Origin of the sequence: Paraburkholderia tuberum STM678, from assembly GCF_902833905.1 — a bacterium.
Lineage (GTDB): Bacteria > Pseudomonadota > Gammaproteobacteria > Burkholderiales > Burkholderiaceae > Paraburkholderia > Paraburkholderia tuberum.
Genome location: NZ_CADFGP010000117.1, coordinates 1 through 10,670 on the forward strand (window position 1 = coordinate 1; position 10,670 = coordinate 10,670).

The 10,670-nt window shown below is 59.5% G+C and carries 12 protein-coding genes and 3 pseudogenes; 7 read left to right on the forward strand and 8 right to left on the reverse strand.

Annotated features, from left to right (window positions below; translation table 11 throughout):
* Positions 1–164: 164 nt before the first annotated feature.
* Positions 165–629 (forward strand): annotated as a pseudogene (locus HWY30_RS42295) (IS6 family transposase); the annotation flags it as partial.
* 212 nt (positions 630–841) lie between these two features.
* On the opposite strand, the gene HWY30_RS39595 reads toward HWY30_RS42295, so the two are convergent.
* Together HWY30_RS39595 and HWY30_RS43245 are read right to left on the reverse strand one after the other, a co-directional pair.
* A complete protein-coding gene (locus HWY30_RS39595) occupies positions 842–1,231 on the reverse strand; it encodes a hypothetical protein (RefSeq protein WP_090811976.1) in 390 nt (129 codons plus the stop codon).
* A gap of 56 nt (positions 1,232–1,287) precedes the next feature.
* Entirely contained in the window at positions 1,288–1,665 is a 378-nt protein-coding gene (locus tag HWY30_RS43245; protein ID WP_425199437.1) for a hypothetical protein, read from the reverse strand.
* Positions 1,666–1,884: 219 nt separating this feature from the next.
* On the opposite strand from HWY30_RS43245, the gene HWY30_RS43250 reads away from it, so the two are divergent.
* Positions 1,885–2,214, forward strand: a complete 330-nt coding sequence (locus HWY30_RS43250; RefSeq protein ID WP_208611614.1) for a DUF7685 domain-containing protein — start codon at positions 1,885–1,887, stop codon at positions 2,212–2,214.
* The gene (locus tag HWY30_RS42305) at positions 2,190–2,441 is read left to right on the forward strand and encodes a DUF7713 domain-containing protein (protein ID WP_244145199.1); all 252 of its coding nucleotides are present in this window, start codon (positions 2,190–2,192) and stop codon (positions 2,439–2,441) included. Before HWY30_RS43250 ends, HWY30_RS42305 begins: the two co-directional genes overlap by 25 nt.
* Positions 2,442–2,468: 27 nt before the next feature.
* Here the strand turns inward: HWY30_RS42305 and HWY30_RS39610 are convergent, their stop codons facing one another.
* The gene (locus HWY30_RS39610) at positions 2,469–2,813 is read right to left on the reverse strand and encodes an HVO_A0114 family putative DNA-binding protein (protein ID WP_165576812.1); all 345 of its coding nucleotides are present in this window, start codon (positions 2,811–2,813) and stop codon (positions 2,469–2,471) included.
* Positions 2,810–3,103, reverse strand: a complete 294-nt coding sequence (locus tag HWY30_RS39615) for a toxin-antitoxin system TumE family protein (protein ID WP_090812573.1) — start codon at positions 3,101–3,103, stop codon at positions 2,810–2,812. Before HWY30_RS39615 ends, HWY30_RS39610 begins: the two co-directional genes overlap by 4 nt.
* An 800-nt stretch (positions 3,104–3,903) precedes the next feature.
* Here HWY30_RS39615 and HWY30_RS39620 point away from each other — a divergent pair.
* On the forward strand, positions 3,904–4,281 hold the full coding sequence (locus tag HWY30_RS39620; protein WP_244145198.1) for a hypothetical protein: 378 nt from the start codon (positions 3,904–3,906) through the stop codon (positions 4,279–4,281).
* Between the two features lie 558 nt (positions 4,282–4,839).
* Here HWY30_RS39620 and HWY30_RS39625 read toward each other — a convergent pair.
* Positions 4,840–5,064: a dodecin family protein gene (locus HWY30_RS39625; protein WP_018419043.1), complete on the reverse strand. Its 225-nt coding sequence runs from the start codon at positions 5,062–5,064 to the stop codon at positions 4,840–4,842.
* Positions 5,065–5,476: 412 nt separating this feature from the next.
* The gene (locus HWY30_RS42655; protein WP_279613343.1) at positions 5,477–5,704 is read right to left on the reverse strand and encodes a response regulator; all 228 of its coding nucleotides are present in this window, start codon (positions 5,702–5,704) and stop codon (positions 5,477–5,479) included.
* A gap of 111 nt (positions 5,705–5,815) precedes the next feature.
* Here HWY30_RS42655 and HWY30_RS39635 point away from each other — a divergent pair, with 111 nt between their 5' ends.
* The 3 genes and pseudogenes from HWY30_RS39635 to HWY30_RS39645 all read left to right on the forward strand — a co-directional run bounded on the left by HWY30_RS39635 (position 5,816) and on the right by HWY30_RS39645 (position 9,185).
* Positions 5,816–7,576 (forward strand): hybrid sensor histidine kinase/response regulator, encoded by a 1,761-nt coding sequence (locus HWY30_RS39635; RefSeq protein WP_090812570.1) that lies wholly within the window; start codon positions 5,816–5,818, stop codon positions 7,574–7,576.
* A gap of 271 nt (positions 7,577–7,847) precedes the next feature.
* A pseudogene (locus HWY30_RS39640) lies at positions 7,848–8,157 on the forward strand (acylphosphatase).
* A 590-nt stretch (positions 8,158–8,747) separates the two neighbouring features.
* Positions 8,748–9,185: a response regulator gene (locus tag HWY30_RS39645; protein WP_090812652.1), complete on the forward strand. Its 438-nt coding sequence runs from the start codon at positions 8,748–8,750 to the stop codon at positions 9,183–9,185.
* Between the two features lie 334 nt (positions 9,186–9,519).
* On the opposite strand, the pseudogene HWY30_RS39650 reads toward HWY30_RS39645, so the two are convergent.
* Together HWY30_RS39650 and HWY30_RS39655 are read right to left on the reverse strand one after the other, a co-directional pair.
* Positions 9,520–10,101, reverse strand: a pseudogene (locus HWY30_RS39650) (IS6 family transposase); the annotation flags it as partial.
* 274 nt (positions 10,102–10,375) lie between these two features.
* Positions 10,376–10,670 (reverse strand): transposase (locus tag HWY30_RS39655; protein ID WP_176079038.1); only part of this gene is annotated, 295 nt, incomplete at its 5' end.

Consider the following 10,670-nt stretch of genomic DNA (forward strand, 5'->3'; position numbering starts at 1 on the left):
TGGGTGGCGGCCATCGAAGGTGTGCCGCTCGAACGACAGGCCGAACGCAATCCGGCGTTGCAGGCCGCACTGGGATTCTGGAAATGAGCACAGTACTGTCAAAAGTGGCTTCCATACCATCGCATTCACCGTTTTTCTCAACAAAGGAACATTTAATCCACACGCGCGCCACCCAGATTAGCTGGGGTATAAACGAAACGTACATTCGGGCCAGGGCGAGTGAAAATACCTGTATCGCGCGGTGGACAATGCTGGCAACACGATCGATTTCCTGCTGCGAGTCCATCGTGACAAAGTTGCGGCCTGGCTCTGTTTTGAAAAGGCGGTCGCCTCGAACGGCGAACCGGAGACCGTGACGATCGATAAAAGCGGTGCAAATCTGGCGCGCTACAGGCGCTCAACGCCGACGTGAGATGCCGATCAGGATCCGCCAGAAGAAGTACCTGACCAACGTCCTCGAGAGGGACCACCGCGCCCTTAAGCGTCGCACCAGACCGATGCTAAGCTTCGAGAATTTTCGTTGTGCACGCATCATTTTTGGTGGCATCGAGTTCATGCAGATGCTCGTCGAAGGCCAAGTGAAAGAAGACGGGGTGAACAAGGTACGTTCAATAGCCCGGCGATACTGACGGTCCAATGGATCGCCATAGAACGAACCTGGCGGTCCCCGTTTGTTGCATGCCGAACACTCGTTGTTAGGAGATCGATACTTAGCGTTGATCCCTCCCCGCAATTTGACATAAAAGAAATTAGCGAATATATGTAGTAATCCTTAATGTATGACTAACCAACGATGACTGGCGGACACGTCAACTGGGTTCGTACGTTGGGAGCAAGAACCTCAGGTCGCGATGGCCAGGATCTTCAGGAGGGGCCCATCCTGGGCAAGGTGCTCTTCGAAGCTTTCACGCGTCGTCATAGTAGTCCTCGGGGGGGCGCCTCGCGGTTTCGGCGCGTGCAGTGGCTTCGACATGTCTATGCCCATCATCTTCATGGCGTCCGTCAGCAGATCGGTCTGCAGCTTGAAATTGAGAATGTGCTCTTCGTCGTCGAACACGCCTCCCAAATCGCTGTGTATCGAGAGCACGTTCCGGGCGACATGCAATGCGTGCAGAACCCTAGCTTCGTCGCTCGGCTGCCCGTCCTCTTCGAGGTCGATGGTCTTTTCAAGCCCGGGCGGCGGTGGGACGGAAACGACGTCGCTCGTCACCAGCTCGACGGCAGACGACACCAGGTGAATCTCCGGCTCGAGGAAACACCTCGCCCTCTGCGTGGCAGGTAATGCCGCTATGTTGCTGGAGCGTGTGCAGCGCGGCTTGCAGTGCATTCAGCACGAGACGATTGTCTGCTGCCTGCTGAACAGCGCGGCGAAGGGCAAGGGTCTGGCGTGTCGCGCAACTGAGGCGCCCTGAGTGCTGCCGCGACGATGTCGAACTTCGGCGTGTGGGCCAAGTCGACGATCCGATTGACGTCCTGCGGTCGGGTGTTGATTCGTCGCGCCAGCTCCGACTGCGTCACCTCTTGCGCGATCATCTCGTTGGGCAGCAGCACCTTTGGTAACGCGCTGACGGGTCGGGTGATCATTTCTTCTCCTACCTTCGGTTCCGATGGAGTGGGAACGGTCTGCTTGTTCTCCAAATACATCAACAGCGCGTCTGCAGCCATGACGCGCGCTTCCTCAAGCGTGCGCCTTTGGTGATCGCCTCTGGGATATCTCGGAACGACACCGCGAACGAGCCGTCGTCGCGCCCAAAAACCGCGGGATACTGACCTGATTGCTTGAGCACCAGACGGCAGGAGAGGGCGCCCGTCGGCGAACAACACCGTGCCGGGAAAGGTGCGAAAATTACCGTCGAATCCATCAGGAGCCGAAGAGGAGCGTTGATGACCGGTAACACCTGTGTCCGGTGCGGAACAGTCACCCCACCGCACGACGTTGTCAGCGTTGCTTCGCCGGATGGCGGCTTCCGGTTGCTCTGTAGCCGCTGTTTTAACACTGAGATGGCGTATCTGGCGGACGTTCAAGCCTTCGAACATCCGGAGTTCACGTCCGTGCGTCTGCCCGATGCTGATGGCGTCGTACACGAGTTCCATTTCCGTAGCCTGCTGTTCGGTGACCAGCTTTCACTGGAGGCGTTCGAGCTCGCTTCGGGTGACGAGGACCGCGCAGGCTTCCGTTTCCAGAGCTGTTGGGCGACCTGCTCCAGAAGATGAAGCGTGCCCTGGCAGTCAAACACCTGGTCGAGGATGCAGGCCATCTCGTGGTAGCCGAAACGACGGTTCGTGGACGAATCGAGTGGGACGGCAACGAGAACGACCGGCTGCCATGTGTGGTCATTGATGGCAGGCGGGTCGACTGGTCCGATTTTGGGGCGATGTTAATGGCGTTCGAAGGGTGGCAGTTCCGGATTGAACTGGTGGATCCGAGCGATGAGGCATGACCTCACGTATGGCCGTCCGCGATTCGGTCACAAGGAAACCTCGGCGGTTACCGCGTCCCACGGCGCAGTCAGACGACCTTCTTCGCGCACGATAAGGCCAGCGTTCTCCAGGATCACCACGTCCTCGTAGACACGCTTGTAGTCCCGATCCAGCGCAGTTGCCAACGCCTTCACGCTTTCTGCGCCTTCGCGATGTAGGTGACGAAGCATCTCAAGGCGCTTCGGCGACAGCGCAGCCAGCATCTCCTCGAGCGACAGAAACGTCACGTGCCGCTCTTCGACATGCTCGCCTGCCTGCGCACGGTTGAATGCCGCCGCGAACCGACGACCCATATCCCGCGCGCCACCAACATGCACATTAAGTTTGTTCATGATTCACCTCGCTCACGTTCTACATCATCCAGAAAATCAGCCACCATCTGCTCGGGCGTCGAGAATGCGTACGGCTCTTCCCGGTCGCGGTAGTGCCGGTGATCGCCTTTGCCCCGTTCGTTGTCGTAGCCGATGATTCGCTGACCTGCACGACCATAAAACAGGCTGTACTTGAGGCCGTGCGGTCGTTCGCCGTCGCTCTCCGGTAATCGCCAGATGCGCATTTCGAGAATGGCTCCATCCGGGTAGATGGTTCGATCCTCGAACAGGAGTGTGGCTTTCTTCTTCATATGGCGCAGGATGCCATACGACGATTATGGCGTCAAGCGCCATAACAGGGCGCGGCTCTTCGGGGTTCCGAAATCGATGCAGCGATCGCCACAGCGGATTGACTGAAGAAGTCCGCGAGAACGTCCGGCGCAGGATTGTGGCTTCAAGGTTAATGTGACGCTCGATGTAAACCCGCCAAAAGAAAACGCCCACGTTGTTCATGCAGGCGTTTCCGTGGCCCCGCTACCGCGCCCCCAATCAACGGTCTTCCCGTCCGTACTCCTTCGCGGCCGGCTTCCGCGCGGCTCCCATCCAGGATAGGACGCGCATAAAATCAGAGATATTTGCGAAGTGTGATTGCTGGCCAATCCATCCATCATCGTGCCGCAGCGGCGGTATGTGCCGAAGTGGACGATCGACGCGACATCGCGATCGAATGAGGGTCCGATGGTTCTGATTTTGCAACTGGCTGCTATGGAAAGAAAACTATCGCCATTGTGTAAAGGCGAGTCTCGCGAACGTCGATCCCATGTGCACGGCGCGCATGCGGCAGCGGCGACCGCGCCCGCGTTCCTCGCACTACGGCCGTTGCCGTCCGACTACGACTTTGTGTGCACCACGACGCCGTGCCGGTCAACCGTCGGCAAAGGCTAAACTGAGCTGAATGATCTCAGAGTACGAAGGGCCCGGCTGCGTCTGGCCGGGAAACGGCTGATCGTCCGGATGCGGATGATCTCTGCAAGTGTGGTCTTGTTCATCTCTTCGACGAGAGCAGATTCGATGCTCTTGACTTGAACCGGAACTGTCCGAAGGACTGAGCATGTCCATGAAGCCTTCTGAATTTCACATTGGTCTCGAATTCACGTGCGGCCCGTTTTGGTGGCGCTGCACAGACACCGGTACGCGTACGGTGACCGCCATCCGGCTCGTCGAGGATGATCCAGTCTGGTACGAAGGTCCGCCGTACATGGTCGATGAAGTAGTTCTCGACGAGGCCGAACTGGAAGACGCGCATCGAAGCGAAGCCGAAAAGATTCGCGCGAGCATCGATGAGGCGCGCCTGCCAGGCCATCCCGGCTTTTCTCATGCGGCGCTATGCCGGATGATGGACGAGAAGCTCGACAGTGGTCCGTACCGGGGTAATCGTCCTTTTCGTGCAAAGTCTGGCGGTCGTCTCCCGGAGAGTCGCGTCCAGTAAGGCTTTCCGTTTGCGCGTCCGCTACGCCAAGCTTGATCTTGCACGCCATTGAAAAGTCACAGTTTTTCAGAGCAAAGCGCCAGATTTTGCACGGAAAGGACGGTTACCCTGAGCTGGACATGAGCCCCGGCAGGGCCACGTGCGAGTGGCTGTAGCGCTGCAGGCGCCAATGTAAATACTCCTGCCTCATCGTCCAGCGGCGGTTTGACCGTGGCGCGACAGTAGCCGGGCCCGGATGGACGGCGCTATCTGCGATGCGACGAACGTGGTCGAATTTACGTGCGTTGAAGGCGAGCACGTCCCGCCAGCTCGCAGCGACAAGGGGCGCAGGACGGACTGAAGCCCGCTGCCACGCAGGCACACCGCCAGACTGAACTGCACGGCCCCCCAGGCGCGCTAGCGCTACATGCCAAGGGCGTCGTGCATCTCGACCACCGGAGCGTAAGTGCTAGCGTAAGCGTTCTGGGAGTTGCGCCCTCCGCAACTGGCGTACAAGCTCGATGCCGCAAACTTGCAGTATCGGAAGCCTGCTCTCTGCCGTGGTGCGGGGTCGCCGTTTCATGCTTCGTACTTGAACGACAAAGATACTCGCGCTCGGTATTCAACGACCTTGCCGCTATCGACCCTCATGTCGAGCTTGCAGACTTCGGCAACTCGCAAATCACGCAGCGAGTTCGCCGCAATTTCCACAGCATTTTTCGCCGCATCTTCCCAGGAGGTTGGGCTGGTGCCGATAATTTCCGTGACGCTGTAGACGCTGGATTCGGTATCTTGCTTGGCCATGATTCTCGCTCCTCTGGGTTCGGAGGCACGTTTTCCGCACCTCAATGATTTCATCATAGGCCGTCCTGCGTGCCACGCGTCGCTTGAAGTGGCAACGCGCGCTGCCAGAGTCCCGCCAGGATGCGGGCCAATTTCCACGGGGGAAGCCATGTTCGATTGCCCACTGAAACACCGACACGTGCTCGCGCAACCGCCCACGAATGATTCTGCTCGCGGTGCCACCCGTGATGATGCAGCTACCGTGAAGCGGAGCGAGCCCGAAACTTCGAAGGCGATGCTGAACGTCGTGAAGGGTGTCTTTGCCGACGCCCAGGATGCAGTCATCACCGGGCACCGCACCGTCTCCGCAGTTCGCCCCTGACGCTCAGGACAGAAGCAACCGCTCCACGCTCCGTAGCGGGATATCGCATGTTCACTGTTCGGACATCCGTCCCGGTACTTCCGGGTGCGCTCCGTCGAGCAGACTATGAATCCCCTTTATCAACCGACCTATCGGGGCGGGCTTTAGCAGCAATACGTCCCATAGCGGCTCTTCCGGTTCAGGCGGCAGCGCGGCCGACAGCATGACCACCGGAATGTCGGCCGTCGCGGTGTCGACCTTCAACCGTTGACAGAGTTCGACTCCGTCAACGCGCGGCATCTCCAGTCGGTCACGGCTTACCGGCCGGTTTTTGTGATGCAGCGCCTACAATTCATCCAGCATGGTAATTTCTTCCGTGTAGCCACATACCCATTACAACCTGGAGACCCTATGGCCGGACTGTCGGCATCATCGGCAGCGGACCGCGCACGGCGTGAGGGTAGTCTCGTCACACCAACGCTCGACACGCGTGCTCATCGCCCACCCGACTATGCGGCAGAAAGCAGCGCGATGCACCGTCTGGCGCAGGCACTGACGTCGTCGGACGGTGCCATGCTGCAGACGCTCTCGGATATGGCACTGAGTCTGTGCGAAGCCGGCAGCGCGGGCATCGGCCTGCTGGAAACCGGCGCTGCCGGCGCCCTCGTGTTCCGCTGGGTCGCGGTTTCGGGTGCATGCGTGGCCGCTGTGGGCACCACCATCCCGACTGCAGACAGCCCGAGCGCCGTGACGCTCGAACTGGCTTCGGGACAACTGTTTTCGTTTCCCCGGCGCCACTTCGCCTGCCTGGAACACGTCTCTCCGGAGATTATCGAGGAGCTGGCTGTACCCATTCCGGGCGAACCTGAGCCGTGGGGCACCCTGTGGGTCATGTCCCACGACGGGGTACACCTTTTCGATGCGGAGGACCGCAGAATCCTGACCAGCCTTGCAAACTTCACCTGCGCGGCGCTTACCATGACCCGGGCGAAGCCTGACGCGGAAGCCCGGGCGGCAGAAGCGGAGGCCGCCAGGAATGCGCTGGCCCTGGCTGAAGCACGCAAGGACGACTTCATTGCGACCCTGAGTCATGAATTACGCAATCCCCTCGCGCCAATCGACGGTGCCCTCACGGCGGCGCGAAAGCTCGCGACAGACAATCCCGCCGTGTTGGCTGCATTGGGCATCGCTGACAGACAGATGCGGATACTGAAGCGGCTCGTCGGCGACCTGCTCGACGCGTCCCGGATAAGGCATGGCAAACTGTCCGTGCGCCCGTCGTACGGGTTGCTCCAGGATATCGTGGCCGACGCGGTGACGGCGATGAAGGCCGACGCCAGTAATGGTCCGCACCAGCTGCATGTCACTGTTCCCCCGTATCCGGTAACCGTTCACGCCGACGCGGCCCGACTCACCCAGGTCATATCGAATCTGCTGACGAACGCAGTGAAATACACCCCTCCCGGCGGCGACATCACGTTATCGGTACAGGCGCCGGACCTGAGCATCGCATCGATACGCGGCTCATCGCCCCGAACTGCGGTCATCACGGTGACGGACAACGGTGCGGGCATTTCACCTTCAATGCTGCCGCACGTCTTTGACATGTTTGCCCAGTCGGCATCAGCACGCGGAAAGGCACAAGGCGGACTGGGAATCGGACTGGCGGTCGTGAAGCATCTGGTTGCCGCACACAACGGCACGGTTATAGTTGCGAGCGCGGGTGAAGGTCAAGGGACGGAAGTCACCGTGCAGCTCCCGATTGTCTGCGAGAGCACGAGCGAGCCTGTCGTGACCGCGACACGCCCGATGGCGTCGAGTCGTATCCTCCTTGTCGACGACAACGCGGACACCATGGAAGCGCTGGCTACGTTGCTGGAGCTCGAGGGGCATGAGGTGAAGCGGGCACAGAGCGGACCCGACGCGCTCTCGATAGTGGAATCATTTACTCCGGACATTGCCCTGATTGATATCACGATGCCCGGCATGGATGGCCTTGAGCTTGCGCAACTGCTTCGCCTTCGGGCCCAGTGCTCCCAGACGAAGCTGGTTGCTTTAACGGGCTACACCGATGCCGCCAGCAGATTCCAGACCGACGAACGGATATTTGACTGCCATCTCACCAAGCCATTATCGCTCGATGACCTGGCGGATGTCATGCGGCGCTCGTAGAGCCTGATAGCCCGATGGCAAACGTGGAAGGCGAGTCTCACGGCGCCGCGCCACTGGACGCCGCTATCCCGCTGGACGGTTACGTGGCTCCGTGCGAACACGCATCCATTCACGCAGCGCGGCTGCGGCACTGGAGCCGCATTTCCGGGACAGAGCGTTCTTCAGGTATTTCCGGGAAAAGCCTGCGGGAGACGCTAGGCAGGCATGCGATTGCAGCCGGGCCACTTCAGTGAGGGCGAAGCTGCGCCAACTTTTTGCAAGGACTACACGCATGGAAACTGACCACCAGGATGGGATGCTTGAGACCCGGCTGGTGCAGGTGCGTGGCAAGGTGCAGGGCATCGGCTATCGGGAAGCCTGCGTACGCCATGCCCAGGCGCGGGGCGTCACCGGCTGGGGTACGTAACCGCATGGACGGTTCGGTGGAGGTGATGCTGCAGGGTTCGCCGGAGCAGCTTGCCACCATGTGCGCCTGGCTAAGCGACGGCATGTCCGCAGCGCTGGTCGACGAGCTTGAAGTGATCGAGGTGCCGCCGCCGTTTGCCCGCTTTGACTACCTTGACCGATTGCCCACGCTGTAAAGGCGAGCATTTCGACACAGCGGAAGATGTCGGGTTTTCCATCTGAAGGCCTGTCGGGCAGCGCCATCGCTGATGTCAACGGGATGGACCTCGGTGCCTTTCAGCTGCGGGGTCACCGCGCGCTTCGAAATACATACAAGCAGGCGGTAGCGATATGCCAAACATCGAGGCCTGCCGCTGGCCCAACGGCCCCCGAAATTCAACCTGTCCGCGCCGACCCCCGACAATGACTTCGCTGGCGCCCGTCCAGATAAGCTCCGACCCTCCGGTCGATGTCCTGCGGCCCGTCCCTGTCGAGAAGCACCTCAACACAGAGGTCGGGCACGAACGGCCCGGGTTATCGCGGTCGAAACCCTCTGGTCAGACGACGCCACGCGGCGACCAATCCGTTGCGGTCCAGGAAAGTGGCCGCGTCCATAAGTTTCTCGCGGGAAGTTACTTAAGCGTATACGCTTCCGCTGCGATTGAGCAATTATGTATGTGTACACTGCACCATTGAAACCACTTTCACGCCTTTGCCGGGCCGGCGGCCGGAAGACTCCGGCACGGTCGTTGCGCTCCTCCGTAAACGTCCTGTGTCGCATCTCGCCATGTCAACAGTCCTGCTAGTCGACGATGAGCCGGATAATCTGTGGGTACTTCAGCTTCTTCTGGAAGAGCATGGCCATCACGTACTCTTCGCAGAAGATGGGGACGTGGCGCTGCGAAAGGCTGCCCGCCACGTTCCGGAACTGATTGTTACCGACTGGGAGATGCCCGGGATGAACGGGGTCGAACTGTGCGAACGTCTCAAGCTCTATCCGGCGCTCGCCCAGATTCCAGTGGTGATGGTTTCCGCCCGGGCTCCTCCGGAAGGAGAGGTGAAAATCTGGAACGCCTTTCTGCGCAAACCCATCGACCCAGATAGTTTTGACGCAACTATGAGTTCGTTCCTGGCTAAACGGCTAAGGGATTTATCGAGACGCTCGTTCCCTTCGGACCGCGCAATGTCCCGATGGCAGCCAATTTGTTCGAAGTGTTGGCCCTAGCCGGTTTTCAGATGGCCTGGATGCGGCGGCGGGACGCAGAGAGAGCGGACAGGCTGCCAGTCTCGGCTCTGTTCCCTTGCAGGTGCACGGAGCAGGTAGCAACATCTACCAGCTTGGTCCGGACCACCTCATTCATGCACGATGGCTCCGCTCGTTGCGCACGGTTACCGCCGCCCTTCGCCGCCTGAAACGCCAGCCCCGGCGGGGTCAGCAGCGTACAGCTGTATGACACGGTCGCCTCTTACCCCGTGCAATACGTTGCATAGCGACATAAGTAACGGTTCTGTCGCAGTAAGCGTGACGAGACGACAAATGTCAATATAATCAGTATTTCTTAAATAACAAATGAATAAAACTTCCGGGAAGCAGACAACGGGTCTTTGCCCACACATTTCATCTGTCCTTTCCTGATCATGTGCATTACCTCGATGCCGCCGAGAATGACCCTCGCACTGTGGAAATCCTTGAACCCTAGCATAGGACGGGTCCGGCGTTTGATAGCCCGATGGTCCTGTTCGACGATGTTATTCAGGTATTTGATCTGGCGGACCTTGATCGGCGTCTCGCGATCGGCATTCACCGCGTTCAACGCGGCCAGATTGGAGCCGCTTTTGTCGATGGTCACGGTCTCTGGCGCACCATTGTGGGCGATGGCTTTTTCAAAGAACCGCCGGGCTGCAACCTTGTCCCGCCTGGCCCTGAGCAGGAAGTCGATCGTGTCGCCCGCCTTGTCCACCGCCCGATAAAGATATTTCCACTCGCCTTTGATCCTGATATAGCTCTCGTCCATTCGCCAGCTTTTCCCAACCGGAAGCTTGTGCTTGCGGAACGTCTTTTCGAATATCGGCAATAGCTTCCGCACCCAGCGGTACGCCGTGGAATGATCAACCGCGATACCACGCTCGTCCATCATCTCTATATGAACGCGTCCCTTTGCGCTAGTTCTCGCTTGTGTGACAGACAGGATGGGCTGCTGCTCTATATCCGGGCTTGTTGCAGCCCAATAGGCTACGGCCCCCTATGAAATCCGCTGGCCCGCGCCTCACTCCTCAAACGAGCTCGAAGCTCTGGAAATGATTCAGGCTTGGCGGGCCCCGGTCCTACCTGGCTTGTCATCACACTCGTTTGCTGCGCAACCTTTCGACGTTCACCCCGTGTCAAACGTTGATCTTCTACATCGCGTGAGCCATTCAGGCCGGATTCACGCTGACATAGTCCTTCCGGTATGGCCGGTTATGGGCCAGTACGGCCCAGATCGTTCGCGCCATCTTGTTGGCCAGTGCGACGACCACGACATTCTTTGGCCGCCGCTTCTTCATCTGCTCGACCCACTCACCCGGCTCCTTTGCGTGCTCAAGGACGCTACGCGCACCGTGGATCAGTAGCGTGCGCAGATACGTGTCACCCCTCTTGCTGATCCCGTGCAGATTCACCTTGCCGCCCGAACCCGTCTGCCTCGGTACGATCCCAACCCACGCGGCAAAC

Bases quoted from the DNA above. Each gene is read 5' to 3' on its own strand.
- HWY30_RS39615 (WP_090812573.1), bottom strand. From the start codon at position 3,103: ATGAAGAAGAAAGCCACACTCCTGTTCGAGGATCGAACCATCTACCCG.
- HWY30_RS39645 (WP_090812652.1), top strand. From the start codon at position 8,748: ATGTCAACAGTCCTGCTAGTCGACGATGAGCCGGATAATCTGTGGGTA.
- HWY30_RS39620 (WP_244145198.1), top strand. From the start codon at position 3,904: ATGTCCATGAAGCCTTCTGAATTTCACATTGGTCTCGAATTCACGTGC.
- HWY30_RS39635 (WP_090812570.1), top strand. From the start codon at position 5,816: ATGGCCGGACTGTCGGCATCATCGGCAGCGGACCGCGCACGGCGTGAG.
- HWY30_RS43245 (WP_425199437.1), bottom strand. From the start codon at position 1,665: ATGGCTGCAGACGCGCTGTTGATGTATTTGGAGAACAAGCAGACCGTT.
- HWY30_RS39625 (WP_018419043.1), bottom strand. From the start codon at position 5,064: ATGGCCAAGCAAGATACCGAATCCAGCGTCTACAGCGTCACGGAAATT.
- HWY30_RS43250 (WP_208611614.1), top strand. From the start codon at position 1,885: ATGACCGGTAACACCTGTGTCCGGTGCGGAACAGTCACCCCACCGCAC.
- HWY30_RS42655 (WP_279613343.1), bottom strand. From the start codon at position 5,704: ATGCCGCGCGTTGACGGAGTCGAACTCTGTCAACGGTTGAAGGTCGAC.
- HWY30_RS39610 (WP_165576812.1), bottom strand. From the start codon at position 2,813: ATGAACAAACTTAATGTGCATGTTGGTGGCGCGCGGGATATGGGTCGT.